We start from the raw sequence: 19427 nt of genomic DNA, 5'->3' as shown, positions 1-19427 counted from the left end.
ATGAGCGATATCAATGAAATCCGCATGCAGGTCATGTGGAACCGCCTGATCTCGGTCGTTGAAGAACAGGCGCTGACGCTGCTGCGCACGGCGTTCTCCACCTCCGTCCGCGAGGCGGGCGATCTCTCGGCGGGCGTCTACAACGCCAAGGGCGAGATGCTTGCCCAGGCCGTCACCGGCACGCCGGGCCACGTCAACACAATGGCGGAAGCCGTGCTGCACTTCATCGCCGAAATCCCGCGCGAGGATATGTATCCGGGCGATACCTATGTCACCAACGATCCGTGGAAGGGCACCGGACACCTGCACGACATCACCATGGTCTCGCCGTCGTTCAAGGGCGGGGAACTGATCGGCTTCTTCGCCTGCACGGCGCATGTCGTCGATGTCGGCGGGCGCGGCTTCGGGGCGGATGGCAAGTCGGTCTATGAGGAAGGCATCCAGATCCCGATCATGAAGTTCGCAGAGCGTGGCGTGGTGAACAAGGACCTGCTGAAGATCCTGCGCCTCAACGTGCGCGAGCCGAACCAGGTGATCGGCGACTTCTATTCGCTCGCCGCCTGCAACGACGTCGGCCACAGGCGGCTTATCGAGATGCTGGACGAGGTCGGTTACGACAATCTCGACACGCTGGGCGACTTCATCCTGTCGCGCACGCACCGGGCGACGATGGAGCGCATCGCCGGCCTGCCGAAGGGCGCCTGGACGAACGACATGCTGACGGACGGCTATGACGAGCCGATCAGGCTTGCGGCGGAGGTCTCGATCACCGACAGCGGGATCAATGTCGATTTCTCCGGTACGGATGGCGTGAGCCGCTGGGGCATCAACGTGCCGCTGATCTACACCAAGGCCTATGCCTGCTACGCGCTAAAATGCGTGGTGGCACCTGACATTCCCAATAATTCCGCCTCACTTGCCGTCTTCAACGTCTCCTCGCCGGTCAATATCCTCAATGCCGAGCGGCCGGCCCCGGTTTCGGTGCGCCATGTCATAGGCCACATGGTCCCGGACCTCGTTCTCGGTGCGCTCGCCAAGGCGCTGCCCGGCCAGATCCTTGCCGAAGGCGCGGCCGCCCTGTGGAACATCCATATATCGGCCCGCCCGGTTGCCGGCGCTGCCGGCCGCCGTGCCGAGGTACTGATGTTCAACTCGGGCGGCATGGGCGCACGTCCCGGCATTGATGGCCTGTCCTCGACAGCATTTCCGTCCGGCGTCCATACCATGCCGATCGAGGCGACCGAACATACTGGCCCCATCGTCGTCTGGCGCAAGGAACTGCGTCCGGATTCCGGCGGCGCGGGCAAATATCGCGGCGGTCTCGGCCAGATCATCGAAATCGCGCCGGCGGAAGGCCACGAATTCGACTTTTCGGCGATGTTCGACCGCATCGCGACGCCAGCGCGCGGGCGTGATGGCGGTGAAGACGGGGCGCCCGGCTCTGCGAAGCTCGATGACGGCACGAAACTACGGCCGAAAGGCTGGCAGCATGTGCCGGCCGGCCGCCGGCTGATGCTGGAACTGCCGGGTGGCGGCGGCTTCGGAAACCCGTTAGAGCGCACCGCCGAAGCCAGAGCCGAAGATCTGTCCAAAGGCTATGTGACGGAGAAGAAATGATGAGCCATATCGCCAGCAGGCTTTCCGCCGTCAAACCCTCGGCTTCCATGGCCGTTTCGCAGGCCGCCAAAGACCTTGCGGCGACGGGGGTCGACGTGATCGACCTCGGTCTCGGCGAGCCGGATTTCCCGGCTCCCGCCCACATCACCGAAGCCGCCTTCGCGGCGGCGCGCAAGGAGCGCATGCTCTACACCGCCTCGCTCGGCACACCCGATCTTCGTAAGGCCATCGTCGCCAAGTTTCGCAACGAAAACGGCCTCGACTACGCCATAGACCAAATCGCCGTCGCCAATGGCGCCAAGCAGATCATCTTCAACGCGCTGATGGCCACGGTGGAGGAGGGTGACGAGGCGATCCTGCCAGCGCCCTATTTCGTCTCCTATCCTGAGATGGTCAAACTTTTCGGCGGCGTTCCGGTCACGCCGGCCTGCCCGGCGGAGAACGGTTTTCGCCTGACGCCCCAGGTTCTGGAAGCGGCGCTGACGAAAAAGACCCGCTGGCTGTTCCTCAACATGCCGGGCAACCCGTCGGGCGCGGTCTATACCGAGGCCCAGTTGAAAGCACTCGGTGCGGTTCTCGCAAACTATCCCGATGTCATGATCCTGTCGGATGAGATCTACGAGCACATTATTTTCGACGGACGCAAGTTCGTCTCCTTCGGCGCGGCCTGCCCGGAACTTCGCGATCGCTCGCTGATCGTCAACGGCATGTCCAAGGCCTATGCCATGACCGGCTGGCGCGTCGGCTATGCCGCCGGCCCGAACGATCTGATCAAGGCGATGGCGACGATCCAGAGCCAGTCCTGCACCTCCGTTTCCGCCCCGGCGCAGATCGCGGCCAAGGCGGCGCTCGAGGGGCCGCAGGATTGCGTTGCCGAATTCCGTGCCGCGTTCGAACGGCGCCGCGATCTCGTGGTCGAAGGCATCGCCAAGATCGATGCGCTGAGCCTCGACCCGCCGGAAGGCGCCTTTTACGCCTATATCGGCTGCACGGCGCTGATCGGCGCGAAAACCCCGTCGGGCCAGACGCTGGAAGACGACGTCGCGGTCGCGAAATATCTCCTCGACGAGGGGCATGTGGCAGCGGTTCCGGGCACCGCCTACGGCTTGTCCCCCTTCTTTCGCATTTCCACGGCAACCTCCGAGGCGGTTCTGGAGGAGGCGGTGGAGCGTATTGCGGCCGCCGTCGCCAAACTCGAATTCTGATTGGAACCAAGAATGTCCAAGTCCTACAAGACTATTCTCATCACGGGGGCCGCCGGCCGCCTGGGTACGGAGCTGCGACGGGGCCTTTCGCCGCTCGCCGACACGCTGCGGCTGGCGGATATCGACGAGATCAAGGACCTGCAGCCGAACGAAGAGGCGATGACCTTCAATCTCGCCGACGAGGCCGCTGTCATGAAGGCGGTCGAAGGTGTCGATGCCATCGTGCATTTCGGCGGCGTTCCATTGGAGCGTCCCTGGGAGGAAATCCTCGACGCCAATATCCGCGGCAGCTATCACATCTACGAGGCTGCCCGAAAGCACGGCGTCAGGCGCGTCGTCTATGCGTCCTCCGTTCATGCGATCGGCTATCATCCGCTCGAAGCCCATATCGATACGGACGCGCCGGTACGACCCGACAGCCTCTACGGCGTTTCCAAATGCTTCGTCGAGGCGCTGAGCCGCTTCTACTGGGACAAGTTCGGGCTGGAGAGCGTTTGCTTGCGCATCTTCTCCTCGTTCCCGGAGCCAGCAGACCGTCGCATGCTCTGGTCGTGGCTCTCGTTTGAGGACTGCATCCGCCTGGTGACGGCGAGCCTGACGGCGCCGCGCGTCGGCCACACGATCACCTTTGGCCTCTCCGACAATGCCGTCAAGCCGGTCGACAATGGCAAAGCCGGTCATCTCGGCTATATGCCGCGGGACAATACCGAGCGCTTCCGCGCCAGGGTCGAGGCGGAAAAGCCGCCGGTCGATCCGAAGGCGCCCTCCACTCTTTATCTCGGCGGATGGTTCGTCGATATCGGCCATCCCAACGACGAGGCCTCGAAATGAAAGACCAGTATGACGTCGTCATTATCGGCGGCGCGGTAATTGGCTCCGCCGTCGCGTATTATCTTGCGGCCAATCCCGATTTCGATGGATCGGTGCTCGTCGTGGAACGCGACCCGACCTATCTGAAGGCGGCAACTTCGCTGTCTTCGTCTTCGATCCGCACCCAGTTCTCCAATCCGATCAATGTGAAGATCAGCCAGTACGGCTCCGAAGTCATCCGCAATTTCGGTGAGATGATGCAGGTCGGGGACGACAGGCCGGATCTCGGCTTCCATTCCGGCGGCTACCTGTTCCTGGCCAGTACGCCCGAGCAGGTGCAGATCCTCAAAGAGAACCACGAAGCGCAGATCTCCTGTGGCGCCGATGTCGTGCTCTGGGACCGCGCCGCGTTGGCGAACGCCTTTCCGCACCTGAACGTCGCGGATATCGAGCTCGCCTCCTATGGCCGCTCCGGCGAAGGCTGGTTCAACAATACCGGCCTCATGTATGGTTTCAAGAATAAGGCCCGCTCGCTTGGCGTCGACTACGTCACGGATGAGGCCGTGGCTGTCGGCCGCGATGGCGATACTGTGACGTCGGTCACCTTGAAGTCCGGCGCGGTCGTCGAGGCCGGCACGATCGTCAATGCCTCCGGTCCGCGCGCCGCGCTAACGGCCCGCATGGCGGGACTCGATATTCCGGTCGAGCCGCGCAAGCGTACCCTTTTCGTCTTCGACTGCGCTCATACGCCGGAGGGAACGGCTGCTGTCAACCAGGGTCGGCTCCCGCTGATGATCGATCCGTCTGGTGTGTTCTGCCGGCCCGAAGGCCGATTCTTCCTGACGGGCTGCCCGCCGGTTGAGGACCCGGCGGTTGACTGGGATGATTTCGAGCCGCGCTACGAAGAGTTCGAGGAGATCATCTGGCCGGCGCTGGCCGAGCGGTCGCCCCAGTTCGAAGCGATCAAGGTCGTGAACCAGTGGGCGGGGCACTATGACTTCAATACGCTGGATCACAATCTGGTTGTCGGCCGTCATCCTGTCGTGCGCAATTTCCTGTTCGCAAACGGTTTTTCCGGCCATGGGCTGCAGCAGGGACCCGCAACGGGAAGGGGCGTATCCGAGTTGATCACCTACGGTGAATACCGCACCCTGGACCTCACGGAGGTTGGCTACGAGAGGATCGTGGAGAATCGCCCCTTCCTCGAAAAAGCTGTGATATAACGGCCGCCGGCTCCACCTATGGGCTATGGGCGGAGCCGGTCGTCATTGAATATCGCCTGCGGAGGGTGACTTGGCTGGACAACACACGCGGCTTCCCCCTCTCAATGCGCTGCGCGCATTCTGGGCGGTCATGCGTCAGGGCACATTTCGCAGCGCGGCCGACGAGCTTCTCGTAACACCACAGGCGATCAGCCAGCAGATCAAGCTGTTGGAAGATACATTGCATGTGCCCTTGTTCGAGCGGAAGGCGCGGGTCATCGAACCCACAGAACATGCGATCATCCTGTCGCATTTCGTCCAGGCGGGCTTCGACGAGTTTAGTGAAGGCATTCGCCGGGTTACAAACTCGACCTACCGCAATCGCATCAACATCAATGTCAGTCCGTATTTCGCCACACGCTACCTGATGGAGCGGCTGGAGCGCTTTCGCCAGCGCATGCCCGGTGCCGACATCCGTTTGACGACCATGGTCAACGTGCGCGACTTCGCCGCCGACGAGGTCGACGTTTCCATCCAGTGGGGCTTCGGCAACTGGAAGGAGTATGATGTTAAACTGCTGATGCATGATCCGAAGATCATTTGCTGCTCGCCGGAACTGGCAAAACAAATCTCTTCACCCGCCGACCTTGGCCGCATGACGCTGCTTCATCCGGTCATGGCCCGCGATCTCTGGCGCAAGGTGCTGGCGCATCTCGGCCTGCCGTCGATGGAGATGGCCGGCGAAATCGAATTCCAGGATGCGGCGACGATGCGCAGGGGCAGCATTTCCGGCATCGGCGTCGGGCTTGTCTCGAAGCTCGATGCGCTTGCCGATATCAAGGCCAGCACACTCGTCGCGCCGCTCGGCCTTGATATCCTCGATACGATGGACAAGAAGGACGTCCCCGGTTTCTATCTCGTCGTTCCGAGGGCGCACAAGCGCGTCAAGATCATCTCCGCCTTTTGCGACTGGATTACCGCAGAGCAATGGTGAGGGATCGCTAGGAAGAGGCGCGCCTTGTCAATTGAGTCTCGCGCCAGATCGTGAAGAGGCCGGCTCCGACGACGATGATGGCGCCGACGATCATGTTGAACGTGACGATCTCACCGAACAGCCACATGGCGAGGATGACGTTGAGAACGAGCTGGAAATAGGTGACCGGCTGAACTTCGGCCGCCGGCAGCAGGCCATATGCGCGGATCAGGAAATAGTGGCTAAGAGTACCGCAGACGCAGAGCGCGGCGAGGGCTAGCCAGTCGCCGGACCTGACCTCCGTCCAGTAGAACGGACCGATCAGCGAAATCGCCACCGCCCCCGCGATGCCGGCATAGAAGAGACTGGTCACGGCCGAGTCTTCCCGGCTCACCGCACGCGTGGCGATGCTGTAGAGCGCAAAGAGCACGGACGCTCCGAGGGGCAGAAGCAACGACAGGTCAAAATGGACATCCACGGGGTTGATGATCACCAGAACGCCGAGCAGGCCCACCAGCACGGCGGTCCCGCGGCGCCATCCGACAGCCTCGCCGAGCAGCGGGATCGAGAGGATCGTGATGATCAGCGGCGTTGCCTGGAAGATCGATTGGCTCATGGCAAGACCGGCATGCACATAGGAATAGACGATAAGGATGATTTCCGCGACAAGCAGAAGCCCTCTGGCGATCTGCAGTCCGGGGCGGCGCGTCCGAACCGCTTGCCGGATGCCACCCTTCGATGAGGCGGCGAAAGCGCAGACGAAAAGCGCGAAGGCCCAGAACCGGATCATGGTTATGAACAGTGCCGGATAGCGATCGCCAAGGTATTTCGTGATCGCATCCTGGCCGGCAAAAATGCAGACCGCAAGGAATGCAAACAGATAACCGCGGGTTTTCGGGCTCATGACGCCTACAAAATCAAAATCGTTTGAACCCGCTCATAGCATAGGGATGGCCGGATGCGACGAGCGAGTTCAAGATAATTGTGGTGCGCGCAACAGCACCCCCTCGGGTCATCCCTTTACAGCGCCTTTTCGAGCTGCGGGAGGCTTCGAAGAGGTCACCGACGAGGCCGTAGTCCGCGACAGCATCGTCTTTTCCGTTCAGTGCAAGCCCAGATAGGCCTTGCGGACGTCTTCATTGTCGAGCAGCGCAGCGCTTTCGCCCGAGAGATGGATGCGGCCGTTGACCATGACATAGGCGCGCTTTGACAGTTTGAGCGCGTGGTTGGCGTTCTGCTCGACGAGGAAGATGGTCTTCCCCATGGCGGCGATCTCCCGCAGCACCTCGAAGACACGTTTGACGACGAGCGGTGCAAGCCCGAGCGAGGGTTCGTCGAAGAGGATCAGCTCCGGCCGGGCCATCATGGCGCGGGCGATGGCGAGCATCTGCTGCTCGCCGCCCGACATGGTGCCCGCGGTCTGGTTGCGACGTTCCTTCAGCCGCGGGAAGAGGTCGAACATCGTCGTCCGGTCTTCCTCGAAATATGCCATTCCGATGGGCGTGGTGCCCATCATCATGTTCTCCTCCACGCTCATCTCCTGGTAGATCTGCCGACCCTCCGGTACGAGCGCTATGCCTCTGCGCGAAATCCGATTGGTGGGAAGCCTGGAAATGTCCTCGCCCTTGTGCAGGATCTTGCCGGTGGAGGCACGCGGTGCACCGAAGATCGACGAAAGCAGCGTCGTCTTGCCGGCGCCGTTGGCGCCGATCAGACTAACGATCTCGCCCTTGAAGATGTGGACATTCACATCCTTCAGCGCCTCGACAGGCCCGTAATGGGCACGAACGCCAGAAAATTCCAGCAAGGGGGCTTCGCTCATGCCTCAACCTCTTCTTCGCTGACGCCGAGATAGGCTGCGATGACGGCAGGATCGTTCGCCACATGCTCCGGCCTGCCGTCGGATATCACCTCGCCGTGGTCGAGCACGACGACGTGGTCGGAAATGCGCATGACCAACCCCATGTCGTGCTCGATGACGAGCACCGTCTGGCCATGCTGCTTGCACAGTCGCTGAATGACCTCGGAAAGTTCATGTGTTTCCGACGGGTTGAGCCCGGCGGCCGGTTCGTCGAGGCAGATGAGACGCGGTCCCGTGCACATGGCGCGGGCGATCTCGAGACGGCGTTGACGCCCATAGGGCAATTCGCCCGCAAGCCGATTGGCATCTTCGATGAGGTTCATCTCGCCAAGCCAGTGGTAGGCGCGGTCGACGGCCTCGCGCTCGGCCCGGCGGAAGGCCGGCGTTCGGAACACACCGCTGACGAGGTTGTTGGCCGTCACGAGATGCTGGGCGACCAGCAGGTTTTCGACGACCGACATCTCCTTGAAAAGACGGATATTCTGGAAGGTGCGGGCGATGCCGGCGCGGGTCACGAGATGCGAGCCGCCGGTCACCGGTCTGGTAATCAGCGTACCGATATCCTGTTGTCCTGCGGGACCATTGAGCAGGATCTGGCCCTCGCTGGCGCGATAAAAGCCGGTAATGCAGTTGAACATCGTCGTTTTGCCGGCGCCGTTCGGGCCGATCAGGGCCGTGACGCTGCCCAGCGCGACGGAGAAGCTGACATTGCGGTTTGCGACGATGCCGCCGAAGCGCATGGTCACGTTGCGAACATCCAGGAGCGGCGCGTTCATCGTGCAACCTCCGGGCTCACGGACAGTGGCGCCGTGTCGCCCCTCGGCGCGGTGCTCGGGAAGAAGGCCGGGCGCCTGACGCGGACAAGGCCACGGGGCTTCCAGATCATCATCACCACCATCAGCACGCCGAAGATCAGCACGCGGTACTCGGCAAAATCGCGCAACAATTCGGGCAGAATGGTAAGGACGAGGGCTGCAGCGATGACGCCGACCGTCGAACCCAGGCCGCCGAGCACGACGATCGCAAGGATCAGTGCGGATTCGAAGAAGGTGAAGGATGTGGGGTTCACGAACCCCTGGTGAACGGCGAAGAAGACGCCGGCCAACCCGCCCGTCGATGCGCCAAGCATGAAGGCGGTGAGCTTGGTGAAGACATGGTTCACGCCCAGCGAGCGACAAGCGATCTCGTCCTCGCGCAGCGCTTCCCACATGCGGCCTAGCGGCATCACGCGCAGGCGCTCAACAGCGTAGATGACGAGGCAGACGACGAGAAACAGGACGAGATAAATGAACCAGAACTTGTAGTCGGCACTGTAGGCGATACCGAAATAATCATGCAGCGGCACGCCGCCTTGCTTGGCCGTACGGGTAAACTCCAGGCCGAGGACGGTCGGGGGCGGGACCGATGCGCCGTTCGGGCCACCGGTGAACTCCAGCCAATTGTTGAGAACGAGGCGGATGATTTCGCCGAAACCGAGCGTGACGATGGCGAGATAGTCGCCGTGCATCTTCAGGACGGGGAAGGCGAGGATCATGCCGCAGAGGCCGGCCAGGAAGGGGGCGATGATCAGCGCGCTCCAAAAGCCGATGCCGAGATACTGGTAGCCCAGCGCAAGCAGGTAAGCGCCGACGGCATAAAAGGCGACGAAACCGAGATCGAGCAGGCCGGCAAGGCCGACGACGATGTTGAGACCAAGGCCGAGCAGGCAATAGATCAGAGCAAGGATTGCGATCCCCAGGAAGTACTTGTCGGCGAAGAAGGGGAGTGCAAGACCGGCCGCGAAAAGCAGCGCAAGAATCAGGACTGGCGATTTTTCGTTGCCGGTCATGACGATCACGCCGCCGCCGTTGCGGGCTGCGCTGCCGGCAAGCTTGCGGCCGAGCGCTGTCATTCCCATGATGGACAGCACGACGCGCCCAACCGCAACAAGAGCGGCAAGCAGAACGGCGCGCACAAGCTCGTTGCGGAAGCCGAACCCTTCCAGCACGAGACCCGAGATCGGCGCGAAGAGTATCAACGAGACGGTGAAGGTTAGAAGCGCTTGTTTGGCGAGGGTGAGGATTCGGTTCGTTTCCATCTCCGTTTCCTCACACTTTCTGGATTTCCGGCCGGCCAAGCAGGCCATAGGGGCGGAAGAACAGGAGAACGATGAGGAGCGCGAAGGCGAAGACGTCCTTGTAATCTGTGCTGACATAGCCGGCGAACAGGGCTTCCGTCAGGCCAAGCAGCACGCCGCCGAGCACCGCGCCTGGCAACGAGCCGATGCCGCCCAGCACAGCCGCAGTGAAGGCCTTGATCCCCATGACGAAGCCGATGAAGAAATTGAAAGAACCGTAGTTGAACGTGACGAGCACACCGCCGACGGCAGCTGTCGCGGCGCCGATGACGAAGACGGTGGAGATGATGCGATCTGTGTTGACGCCGAGCACGGCCGAGATGCGGATGTTCTGCTGGACCGCACGGCACTCGCGGCCGATCCGCGTGTAATTGATGACATAGGTCAGGATGCCCATGGCGATCAGCGAGGCGAAGAGGATTACGGTCTGCATGTAGGTGATCTGGGCGAAATGGACACCGTCACCGAAGCGGAACGCGCCGCTGATGAGCGTGGGAACGCCCTGGTCGCGCGCGCCTTGGGCGATCTGCACATAGCTTTGCAACATCAGCGAAATGCCGATGGCCGAGATCAAAGGGGCGAGCTTGGTGGATCCGCGCAACGGCCGATAGGCGACGCGCTCGATGGCCCAGCCGTAGACAGCGGTAATAACGCAGGTGATGACCAGCACCGAGATCAGTGCGAAGGGCACGGACTGCACGCCGAAGAAGGTGAGGACGGCAAGCGCGATCGCGGCGATGTAGGCCGAGACCATGTAGACGTCACCATGGGCGAAGTTGATCATCCGGATAACGCCATAGACCATGGTGTAACCGACGGCGATCAGGCCATAGATCGTGCCGAGCGTGATGCCGTTGAACAATTGCTGGACGAGGATGTAGGCATCCATACGCGGACCCCCTGAAAATAGGCGCGGAGAGCCGACCGGACGATAGCCCGGCCGGTATGAGCGGATCGCCCTTACTTCACGAGAACGGGGGTTCCCTTGTCGTCGAAGTTATAGAAGACGAACTTGAAGTCCTTGATATCGCCCTTCTCGTCCCAGCTGATCTTGCCGATGGCGGAATCGACCGTGTTGGCGCGCAGCCAGGCGGCCTGGGTATCGAGGTCTTCGCCGGCCTTCAGCGCCGCGACGACAGCCTGGGCATTGGCATAGCCGTAGAGCACATAGTTGGCGGGCGTGACGCCTGCCTTGGTCAGTGCGTCCTGCACGCCCTTGGTCGAGGGGTCGGCGAGCGGGTCCGGGGTCGCGGAGTAATAGACATCCTTCAGGTTGGCCGGTCCGCCGGCGGCCGCGACGAGTTCGGCCTGGGCGAAGGCATCGCCGGTCACGAAGACCACGTCAACGCCCTGTTCCTTCAACTGGCGTACCAGCGGGCCGCCCTCCGGAATAAGGCCACCGAAATAGACGGCATTGGCGCCAGTGCTCTTGATCTTGGTAACGAGGGCGTTGAAATCGCGTTCGCCGCGCGTAAGGCCTTCATAGAGGACCGGCTCTACGCCGCGCTTTTCCATCGTCTTCTTGACGGCGTCGACGAGGCCCTGACCATAGGTGTCCTTGTCATGGATGAGGGCGATCTTGTCGCGCTTCAGCGTGTCGAGGATGAAACCGGCGGCGACGACGGCCTGCTGGTCGTCACGGCCGCAGCCGCGGAACAGGTTGTCGAAGCCGCGGTCGGTCACGGTGGGATTGGTCGAGGACGGCGTCATTTCGAGGATGCCGGCGTCGTTGTAGATTTCGGAGGCCGGGATCGTGCTTGACGAGCAGAAGTGGCCGATCACCGCCTGTACCTTGTCCTGATCAACGAAGCGGTTTGCGACGGCCACAGCCTGTTTGGGTTCGCAGGCGTCGTCGCCCTTCACAAGCTCGACCTGCTTGCCGTTGATGCCGCCTGCGGCGTTCACTTCGTTCACATAGGTGGAAACGCCATTATAGACCTGCTCACCAAAAGTGGCGTTGGCGCCGGTATAAGGACCGGCGACGCCGATCTTGATCGTGTCGGCGGCAAAGGCCGGCGCAAGGAACAGGGAGGAGGCGATGGCGGTCGCCGCCAGGAACTTCGAAATCCGTGTCATGTGTGGGCTTCCCTCTGGTTAAGCCATGATCTCTTCACTGGGATGCGGTTTGTTCCGCATATCTTGTGATTGCAGGGGCAAATGCCGGCTTTCGGCCTGCCTCACCCCTGGAGGGCGGGATAACAGGAGACAGTGATGTGCCCATCCCGGTCTGCGCTCCACGCGCTTGTCGTGTGGAGACCGCTTTCAAGTTTCTTCGCCACTGCAGAGAGTATATGGCTGCCCCGCAGGCGGACCTGCGTAAGAAATTCCGTCAATCGACAAGCTGTCCTTGACGAAGTTGGCGCTATCGGGAGGCCGGAACGACGCACAGAAATGCGGGTGATCCCGCGACCGGGAGCCGTGCGGCGGGATGGTCCGTCAAAGGACGTCTTGTCTTTTGATCGGCAGGGAAGGGGTCATACCTTGGCCGTGGCGCCCGCAGGCTCTGCGAGCAGGGCCCGGTAGCGGTTGAGGCTTTCTTCCAGGTGGGCAGAGAGCGCCTGTTTCGCCGTCTTGGTGTCGCCTTGCGTTATCGCCGCGAGGATCGCGGCGTGCTCCTTGTTGATCTTCTTCAGATAGGCATTGTAGGAGCGGCCGGACTGGCTGTGCTTGAGAACGAGATCGAAATTGATCTCGCCCATGACCGCCTCCAGAAAACGCGGGAAATGCGGGTTGCGCGTTGCTTTGGCGATGGCGAGGTGGAATTCGAAATCGGCGCGCGCCTCGACCTCGGCGTCATCCGTGTCGAGGTTTTCGATATGGTCGAAGGCGCGGGCGATCTCGGCCAGCGCCTCGGGCGTACGGCGCTGGGCGGCAAGCGCCACCGATTGCATCTCCACGCCGAGCCGCAGCTCCAGGATCTGCATGGCCGAGCGGATGTCGTCGATGCGGCTGATTTCGAAATTCAGTGTTCTGGCGTCCTTCTCCGTCACATAGGCGCCGGCGCCCTGACGGGTGATGACGCGGCCCGCGACCTTCAGCGAGGTCAGGGCCTCCCGGATGACGGTGCGCGAAACGCCGAATTCCTCGCAGAGCTGCGCGCTGGACGGGATTTTTTCGCCCGGAGCATACAGTCCGGAATCGATACGCTCGGTCAGCTTGGCGACGACGATTTCACCGAGATTGCCGCGCTGCGTGATAACCGACATTCCGATACAGCCTCTGCCCTTGATCTTCTAATTTGTCATACATCATACGTCCCATCTCTCTCCAGGGGAAGGGTTCGGGCCTGGAGGGCGGTGAGGATGGTCTGAAGGGGATGTGGAAGCTTCACCCCGTCCATCAGCTTAACCTGCGACCGGCAGGAATATCCCGTCGCCATCACCAGATCGACCCGATCTGGTGCGGCCAGCGCGGGCTTCCAACTCATGGCATAGAGAGTTTCGGAGAGCGCGCGGTTGCGGACCTCGTGGCCGAAGGTGCCCGCCATGCCACAGCAGCCGACGTCGTCCACGACGAGCTCGATGCCGAGTTTATCGAAAATGGTCTTCCACTGGCCAACGGCCGCCGGTGCATTGGTGCGCTCCGTGCAATGGGCCATCAGGTGGATGCGCCTGCGCTCCCCGACCGCACCAGAGGGAAGGCGGTCGAGGATGGTGGCCAGCCATTCCTGCGGCAGCAGGACACGTCCCTTCATTCCGGTGCCGGAATACTCGCTGCGAAAGGTGAGGGTCATCGACGGATCGATACCGACCAGCGGCACGCCGGCTTCCGCCATCCTGTCGATGGCCGCAGCGGTGCGGCGGGCCACTTTCTCGAAGGCGCCGAGATAGCCATGCACATGCAGCGCCTTGCCATTGACCAGCGGCGGCGCGATGAGGGGGGCCAGTCCCAGCAGCCGCGCCACTTCCACGGCATCGAGAAGAACCTGTGGGTCGAAATGCTCGGTGAAGGCATCCGGCACGAAGATGACGGCCTTGGCCCGCGCCCCTGCGTCGAGGCGCGCGAGCAGTGCCGGCGTGGCAACGGGCACGTTTTGGGCTGCAAGTTTTCGGCGCAGCGATAGGGGTGGAAGAAGGGGCAGTGCCGTGAGGCCTGCGCGCCGCATCACGGCCTGGCCTATCTGGGTCCCGGCGACGGCATTGTAGAATGGCCGCATCCGCGCCATCAGCGGCAGGGTGCTTTCGATGGCGGCGACCAGCGGGTCCTTCAGTGGCCGCAGGTAGCGCCCATAATAGAGCGCGAGGAACTTGGAGCGGAAGGCTGGAACACTCACTTTGACGGGACATTGCCCCGCGCATGCCTTGCAGGCGAGGCAGTTGTCCATTGCCGCGCGCACTTCGTGGGAAAAATCCTCGCGATTGGCGGGACTGATGCTGTTCCACAGGCGGCTTACGACGCCAAACGGGTGTCGCCGAGCGACCTCGCGGCGCGCGTCGACACCCTTTTCGGCAAGGCGCCGCAGCCATTCGCGCATCAGGGAGGCGCGTCCTTTCGGCGAGAAGCGCCGGTCGCGCGTCCCCTTGTAGGAGGGGCACATGAGGCTGTCCGCGTCGAAGTCGAAGCAGGCGCCGTTACCATTGCAATAGGCCGCATTGTCGAAGGCCGCGCGGATGTCGTTGCCGATGTCACGGTCAAGCGAGCCCCGCAGTTGGACGGCATCGATCTTCGGCAGGCTGCGGCCGGCGAGCGCGACGATCTTGCCAGGATTGAGCTGCCCGAGCGGATCGAAGGCCGCCTTGATCTCCTGCAGGCGCGGATAGAGCGCTCCGAAGAATTCTGGCACATATTCCGAGCGCATGCCTTTGCCGTGTTCCCCCCAAAGCACGCCGCCATATTTGCGCGTCAACGCCACAACGGTGTCGCTGACGCGGCGCACCAGCGCGGCGTGTTCGGGGCGGGTGAGATCGAGCGCTGGGCGCACATGAAGCACCCCGGCATCGACATGGCCGAACATGCCATAGGTGAGGCCTTCTTGATCGAGCGCCGCCCGGAATTCGCGGATATAGGCGGCGAGGTTTTCCGGGGGAACAGCGGTATCCTCGACGAAGGGCACCGGCCGCACCGGCCCCTCGACATTGCCGAGCAGGCCGACCGACCGTTTTCGCATCGTCCAGACGGCCTCGATTTCGGCTTTTCCCTGCGTGACCGTAAAACCTTTACGGCCAGCAAAGGGACGGTCTTGGAGGGCTGCCGTCACGCCGGAAAGCTTTTCGGCAAACTCCTCGGGCGTATCCGCCAGGATCTCCGTGATGTTGATGCCGTTGGCCGGTCCGTCAGCATCGTCGGGGAAAAAGGCGGCGATGTGCGGCCAGACGATATCGCCCTTGGCCAGCCGCAGCAATGTTTCATCGATCGTCTCGACCGAGGCAACACCGAGTGTCACGAGATTGCGGGCATCCTCCAGTGCCGCGTTGAAATTGTCGTATCGGATGTTGACGAGCGCGGCATGCGCCGGGATCGGCAGCAGGTTCAGCTCTGCCTCGGCGATCATCGCCAGCGTGCCCTCTGACCCGCAGAGCACCGCGTTCAGATCGAAAAGGCCGTCGTCGCGCCACAGATGGGCGAGGTCGTAGCCGGTCATGAAGCGATTGAGTTTCGGGAAGATGCGCTCGATCTCGGCGCGATCGTCGTTGGCGATCCGAGCGAGGGTGCGGTGGATATCGCCGATCCGGTCACGCCGCGCCTGGAGCGCGCGCAATTCCTCTTCGCGTACCGGTCGGGAGAGGAAGTCGGTTCCGTCGGCCAGCACGACGCGCAGGCCAAGTACATGATTGCTGGTCTTGCCATAAAGGCAGGAGCCCTGGCCACAGGCATCGGTCGAGATCATGCCGCCGATCGTCGCCCGGTTGGAGGTCGAAAGCTCGGGTGCGAAGAACAAGCCATGCGGCGCCAGCGCCTTGTTGAGCTGGTCCTTGACGACGCCTGCCTCCACCCTTGCGATGCGGCGTACCGGGTCGATCTCCAGGATACGGTTCATATGCCGCGAACAATCGACAATGATGCCCGATGTCAGTGACTGGCCGTTCGTTCCCGTTCCGCCGCCGCGCGGGGCGACGCTGATATCGGTAAATTCCGGTCGGGCGAGAGCCTTGGCTATGCGCTTCAGATCGTTGGCATTCCTTGGGAAAATGACGGCTGCCGGTTCCACCTGATAGATGGAATTGTCCGTAGCGAAGACATTGCGCTCCGCCGCCGTTCGGCCAATCTCACCTTCGAGGCCCATGCCCGCGAGATGCGCGAGGAAGGCAGCCGCGGGCGAAGCGTCAGGGTGGGCTGCAGCAAGGCGAGGGATCATCTCGACGTCCAAAAGGGGCTTGTGCTTCGTATGGGTTGGCATATAAGTGATAACATGCCAATACGGCCACGCAACCCAAATCCCTGAGGTCCGAACATGAAGAGCCAGTCTGTTGTCATCGTCGGCGGCGCCTCGGGGCTGGGGCTCGTGACTGCAAGGCTGATGGTCGACCGCGGTGCTGCGAAGATCGGGCTCATCGATCGCAACGAGGCACTACTCGCCTCGTCTGCTGCGGAACTTGAGGCGATGGGCGCAGAGGTTGCGACCGCGGTCGCCGACATTTCCCGCGCCGACACGGCGCATGGGGGCTTCGAGGCGGTGGCGAAGAAGCTCGGCCGCATCCATGCGCTGGTCAACAGTGCGGCGATCTATCCGCGCAAGCCGATCCTCGAGATTTCCGACGACGACTGGGATCTCGAAAACGCCATCAACATCAAGGGCACCTATCACATGATGGTGGCGGCGGTGCGCCATATGCGGCAATTCGTCAGTGCGCCGGAGGTGACCGGACGCATCGTGAATGTAACCTCGGTCGATGCCTTCAAGGCCCATCCGCAGAACGCCCATTACGCCGCCACCAAGGCTGCCGTCGTCAGCCTCACCAAATCCTTCGCGCAAGAATGTGCCGCAGACCAGATCCTGGTAAACTCCGTAGCGCCGGCCGGCTTCGCAACCGATCGCGCCAAGGAACTCGGTTTCCTGCCGGAACTTGCCAAGGCGAGCGCGCTCGGCCGTGCCGCGGAACCCGTCGAGATGGCCGAGTGGATCGTCATGATGGCCTCCAGCCGCAACACCTATGCCACCGGCGAGAATGTCGTGATCAGCGGGGGCTACATCTATGTCTGACGCCTATCGTGTCGCCGTCGTCACCGGCGCCACCAGTGGCATCGGCAAGGCCATCGTGCCCATGCTGCGCGCTCGTGGCCTCACCGTCTATGCCGTCGGCCGCAATGAAGCGCAGCTTGCTGCGCTGGCAGCGGCAACCGGTGCTATCCCCATTCAGGCCGATGTGCGCGACACCGCGCAAATCGCCGAAGCGCTCAATGGCGTCGAGGTCGACATCCTCGTCAACAATGCTGGAATTCTTTCGACCCGCGCGGCGTTCCAGGTAATTGATCCCGCCGAGATCGACGCGATGATCGACGTCAACCTGAAGGCGCCGCTGCATCTGACGCGCATCATGCTGCCGGGTATGGTGGCGCGCAGGCGCGGCCACCTCATCTATATCGGCTCAAGCGGAGGCCAGGCGCCCTATCCGAGCATGGGTGCCTATGGCGCCTCGAAGGCCGGACTCAGCCTGTTCTGCGACAACCTGCGTTGCGACCTGCTCGGTACCTCCGTACGGGTAAGCGAGATCGTGCCGGGCCGCGTTCAGACCGACCTCTACCGGACATCGATTGCCGACAACAAGGCGCAGGCGCTGCTTTATGACGGCTACCGACCGATCCAGCCGGAACATATCGCGCGCATCGTCAATGATGTTATCGATCTTCCGGTCTATGTCGATGTCGCCCGCGTCGAAGTCTTCCCGACGGACCAGGCGACAGGTGGTGGTACAATGGTTAAATTCGAGGCACAGTGATGTCAGCGGGAGGAGCGGGCATGACCAGCACGGCGTCTGAGGAACAGTGTCGGCCGGACCTCTTGCGGAATTATCGTCCCGTAGCGATCCGCTCTGTCGTTGCGGCGCATGCGATGATCCCGAAGCCGCGGCCGGAGGTCCATGCGGAACCGCCGGCGTCCACGTCTGGCTTCAACCTTCCGCCCGGTTTTCATGATCCCGCCGAGGACTGACGTTTCATGGCATTCCCAAAGCCCCGGCTTGGCTTCATTGGTACCGGCACGATCACCGAAGCAATTGTGACGGGGCTCGTCTCAGGCGAGGAGCCGGCACCGGAAATCATCGTATCGCCCGCTCCGCAAAAACCGCCGCGCATCTCGCGGCGCTCTCGTCGCAGGTAACCGTTGCTGCCGACAACCAGCATGTGGTCGATGCCGCGGATATGCTCTTCCTTGCGGTCCGGCCTGATGTCGCCGAGGAGGTCGTGCGCGCCCTCCGCTTCCGTCCTGGCCAGCAAGTCGTCAGCCTGATTGCGACGATCGATCATGCGACCCTGCGCGAGATGATCGGCGTTCCCGTCAATCTCGTGCGTGCGGTGCCGCTGCCGTTCGTTGCGAGCCGCAGCGGCGTCACGACGATCTTCCCGCCAGACCCGGACGTCGAAGCCTTCTTTTCCCCATTGGGAACGGCCGTCGCCTGCAAGACCATCGAGGAGTTCGACGTTCTGGCCGCGGCAAGCGCGCTGATGGGCTCCTACTTCGGCATCATGGACCACGTTGTCGGCTGGATGCAGTCAAACGGCCTGCCGCAGGAAAGTGCGCGAAAATATCTCGCACAGCATTTTCTGAGCCTCTCAACGGTCGCGTTTCGCAATCCATTGACGCCTCTGGTAAATCTCCGCCACGAGTATTCCACCAAGGGTGGACTGAATGAGCATATGTTTGCGCAGTTCCGGGATAGTGGTGGCCTTGATGCCCTGTCATGCGCCCTCGATGTCGTCTTGGCCCGAATCCAAGCGCGCTGAGATTGGCTCACCAAACTTCAAGCGATGAACGGCGGACCCGGAACCCAAGCGATTCACGTGCATCGGAAGATTGGACAGGCGGGCGCTCGGCCACCACCGTCGTCGGGCTTGTCTGATCGAACTCAAATGGCGCGAACAGCGACAGCGCACAATGAATAGCCCCTGGATTTGTAGACACCTTCTTTCCTGCTTTTGAGGCAGGAAGAGCATCATGAGCAAATCGAATTTCAGCGAAGATTTTAAGCGCGACGCCGTGCGTCAGATCACGGAGCGAGGCTATCCGGTTGCGGAGGTTTCTCAGCGTCTCGGCGTGAGCCAGCATTCCCTGTATGAATGGAAGAAGAAGTTTGCCGCGTCGAACGCCAAGGGCAACGACGAGGCCGAGGAGATCAGGCGGCTGAAGAAGGAACTGGCTCGCGTCACCGAGGAGCGAGACATCCTAAAAAAAGCGGCCGCGTATTTCGCCAGGGATGCAAAGTGAAGTACGCGTTCATTGCTCTGCATCGCTTGCAGTTTTCGGTGCGGACGATGTGCCGCCTTCTGCGGGTTCACCCGAGTGGATTTACACCTGGGCGTACACAAAGGCACGCGGCATGGGGCTCTCCATTCCGCTGTCCGATATCGCCTTCCGGTTTGGCGAAAATGGACACCTGACGACGACGTTTGCGCAGTCATTCGCCGACACGCCATCGCTTCTGGAGCCTTGGCAATGCGAGCGGCTTTTCACTTACGGTCGCTGCCGCCGCCGCCGGACCGGCCCCAA

At 62.1% G+C, this 19427-nt stretch carries 15 protein-coding genes and 2 pseudogenes; 9 read left to right on the top strand and 8 right to left on the bottom strand.

The genetic code is table 11. The annotated features are described in order from the left end of the window. From GR158_RS21585 to GR158_RS21565, 5 genes are all read left to right on the top strand, one after another. Positions 1 to 1617 (top strand): hydantoinase B/oxoprolinase family protein, encoded by a 1617-nt coding sequence (locus tag GR158_RS21585; RefSeq protein WP_160872537.1) that lies wholly within the window; start codon positions 1 to 3, stop codon positions 1615 to 1617. After that, positions 1617 to 2822 (top strand): pyridoxal phosphate-dependent aminotransferase, encoded by a 1206-nt coding sequence (locus GR158_RS21580; protein WP_160872536.1) that lies wholly within the window; start codon positions 1617 to 1619, stop codon positions 2820 to 2822. Before GR158_RS21585 ends, GR158_RS21580 begins: the two co-directional genes overlap by 1 nt. 12 nt (positions 2823 to 2834) lie before the next feature. Further along, positions 2835 to 3653, top strand: a complete 819-nt coding sequence (locus GR158_RS21575) for an NAD(P)-dependent oxidoreductase (protein ID WP_160872535.1) — start codon at positions 2835 to 2837, stop codon at positions 3651 to 3653. Continuing rightward, positions 3650 to 4855 (top strand): FAD-binding oxidoreductase, encoded by a 1206-nt coding sequence (locus GR158_RS21570; RefSeq protein WP_134652061.1) that lies wholly within the window; start codon positions 3650 to 3652, stop codon positions 4853 to 4855. Before GR158_RS21575 ends, GR158_RS21570 begins: the two co-directional genes overlap by 4 nt. A gap of 70 nt (positions 4856 to 4925) precedes the next feature. Continuing rightward, positions 4926 to 5828, top strand: coding sequence for a LysR substrate-binding domain-containing protein (locus GR158_RS21565; protein ID WP_160872534.1), 903 nt, complete (start codon positions 4926 to 4928; stop codon positions 5826 to 5828). A 7-nt stretch (positions 5829 to 5835) separates the two neighbouring features. Here the strand turns inward: GR158_RS21565 and GR158_RS21560 are convergent, their stop codons facing one another. The 8 genes from GR158_RS21560 to GR158_RS21525 form a co-directional block, all read right to left on the bottom strand. After that, positions 5836 to 6711, bottom strand: coding sequence for a DMT family transporter (locus GR158_RS21560; RefSeq protein WP_134652065.1), 876 nt, complete (start codon positions 6709 to 6711; stop codon positions 5836 to 5838). A 198-nt stretch (positions 6712 to 6909) separates the two neighbouring features. Next, positions 6910 to 7629: an ABC transporter ATP-binding protein gene (locus GR158_RS21555; protein ID WP_134652067.1), complete on the bottom strand. Its 720-nt coding sequence runs from the start codon at positions 7627 to 7629 to the stop codon at positions 6910 to 6912. Then, the gene (locus GR158_RS21550; protein ID WP_160872533.1) at positions 7626 to 8444 is read right to left on the bottom strand and encodes an ABC transporter ATP-binding protein; all 819 of its coding nucleotides are present in this window, start codon (positions 8442 to 8444) and stop codon (positions 7626 to 7628) included. Before GR158_RS21550 ends, GR158_RS21555 begins: the two co-directional genes overlap by 4 nt. Further along, positions 8441 to 9745, bottom strand: coding sequence for a high-affinity branched-chain amino acid ABC transporter permease LivM (livM, locus tag GR158_RS21545; RefSeq protein ID WP_160872532.1), 1305 nt, complete (start codon positions 9743 to 9745; stop codon positions 8441 to 8443). The genes GR158_RS21550 and livM overlap by 4 nt, the downstream gene beginning before the upstream one ends. Before the next feature lie 10 nt (positions 9746 to 9755). Next, entirely contained in the window at positions 9756 to 10673 is a 918-nt protein-coding gene (locus GR158_RS21540) for a branched-chain amino acid ABC transporter permease LivH (protein WP_134652073.1), read from the bottom strand. Positions 10674 to 10744: 71 nt separating this feature from the next. Continuing rightward, the gene (locus tag GR158_RS21535) at positions 10745 to 11860 is read right to left on the bottom strand and encodes an ABC transporter substrate-binding protein (RefSeq protein WP_160872531.1); all 1116 of its coding nucleotides are present in this window, start codon (positions 11858 to 11860) and stop codon (positions 10745 to 10747) included. Between the two features lie 398 nt (positions 11861 to 12258). Next, the gene (locus GR158_RS21530; protein WP_160872530.1) at positions 12259 to 12990 is read right to left on the bottom strand and encodes a FadR/GntR family transcriptional regulator; all 732 of its coding nucleotides are present in this window, start codon (positions 12988 to 12990) and stop codon (positions 12259 to 12261) included. A gap of 35 nt (positions 12991 to 13025) precedes the next feature. Further along, on the bottom strand, positions 13026 to 16079 hold the full coding sequence (locus GR158_RS21525) for an FAD-binding and (Fe-S)-binding domain-containing protein (RefSeq protein ID WP_160872529.1): 3054 nt from the start codon (positions 16077 to 16079) through the stop codon (positions 13026 to 13028). Between the two features lie 96 nt (positions 16080 to 16175). On the opposite strand from GR158_RS21525, the gene GR158_RS21520 reads away from it, so the two are divergent. The 4 genes and pseudogenes from GR158_RS21520 to GR158_RS21505 all read left to right on the top strand — a co-directional run. Then, positions 16176 to 16925 (top strand): SDR family NAD(P)-dependent oxidoreductase, encoded by a 750-nt coding sequence (locus tag GR158_RS21520; RefSeq protein ID WP_160872528.1) that lies wholly within the window; start codon positions 16176 to 16178, stop codon positions 16923 to 16925. Further along, the gene (locus GR158_RS21515) at positions 16918 to 17661 is read left to right on the top strand and encodes an SDR family oxidoreductase (protein WP_160872527.1); all 744 of its coding nucleotides are present in this window, start codon (positions 16918 to 16920) and stop codon (positions 17659 to 17661) included. The genes GR158_RS21520 and GR158_RS21515 overlap by 8 nt, the downstream gene beginning before the upstream one ends. A gap of 218 nt (positions 17662 to 17879) precedes the next feature. After that, positions 17880 to 18664, top strand: a pseudogene (locus tag GR158_RS21510) (pyrroline-5-carboxylate reductase). Positions 18665 to 18875: 211 nt separating this feature from the next. Beyond that, positions 18876 to 19228 (top strand): annotated as a pseudogene (locus GR158_RS21505) (transposase); the annotation flags it as partial. Positions 19229 to 19427: the final 199 nt, after the last annotated feature.

It is taken from the genome of Shinella sp. AETb1-6 (assembly GCF_009826875.1).
Classification (GTDB): Bacteria; Pseudomonadota; Alphaproteobacteria; order Rhizobiales; family Rhizobiaceae; genus Shinella; species Shinella sumterensis.
The sequence above is the reverse complement of the archived record's forward strand: the minus strand, read 5'-3'. Positions and strand labels throughout refer to the sequence as shown.

Coding starts and splice junctions, on each gene's coding strand:
- GR158_RS21585 (WP_160872537.1), top strand. CDS start 1: ATGAGCGATATCAATGAAATCCGCATGCAGGTCATGTGGAACCGCCTG.
- GR158_RS21580 (WP_160872536.1), top strand. CDS start 1,617: ATGAGCCATATCGCCAGCAGGCTTTCCGCCGTCAAACCCTCGGCTTCC.
- GR158_RS21575 (WP_160872535.1), top strand. CDS start 2,835: ATGTCCAAGTCCTACAAGACTATTCTCATCACGGGGGCCGCCGGCCGC.
- GR158_RS21570 (WP_134652061.1), top strand. CDS start 3,650: ATGAAAGACCAGTATGACGTCGTCATTATCGGCGGCGCGGTAATTGGC.
- GR158_RS21560 (WP_134652065.1), bottom strand. CDS start 6,711: ATGAGCCCGAAAACCCGCGGTTATCTGTTTGCATTCCTTGCGGTCTGC.
- GR158_RS21555 (WP_134652067.1), bottom strand. CDS start 7,629: ATGAGCGAAGCCCCCTTGCTGGAATTTTCTGGCGTTCGTGCCCATTAC.
- GR158_RS21550 (WP_160872533.1), bottom strand. CDS start 8,444: ATGAACGCGCCGCTCCTGGATGTTCGCAACGTGACCATGCGCTTCGGC.
- livM (WP_160872532.1), bottom strand. CDS start 9,745: ATGGAAACGAACCGAATCCTCACCCTCGCCAAACAAGCGCTTCTAACC.
- GR158_RS21540 (WP_134652073.1), bottom strand. CDS start 10,673: ATGGATGCCTACATCCTCGTCCAGCAATTGTTCAACGGCATCACGCTC.
- GR158_RS21535 (WP_160872531.1), bottom strand. CDS start 11,860: ATGACACGGATTTCGAAGTTCCTGGCGGCGACCGCCATCGCCTCCTCC.
- GR158_RS21530 (WP_160872530.1), bottom strand. CDS start 12,990: ATGTCGGTTATCACGCAGCGCGGCAATCTCGGTGAAATCGTCGTCGCC.
- GR158_RS21525 (WP_160872529.1), bottom strand. CDS start 16,079: ATGATCCCTCGCCTTGCTGCAGCCCACCCTGACGCTTCGCCCGCGGCT.
- GR158_RS21520 (WP_160872528.1), top strand. CDS start 16,176: ATGAAGAGCCAGTCTGTTGTCATCGTCGGCGGCGCCTCGGGGCTGGGG.
- GR158_RS21515 (WP_160872527.1), top strand. CDS start 16,918: ATGTCTGACGCCTATCGTGTCGCCGTCGTCACCGGCGCCACCAGTGGC.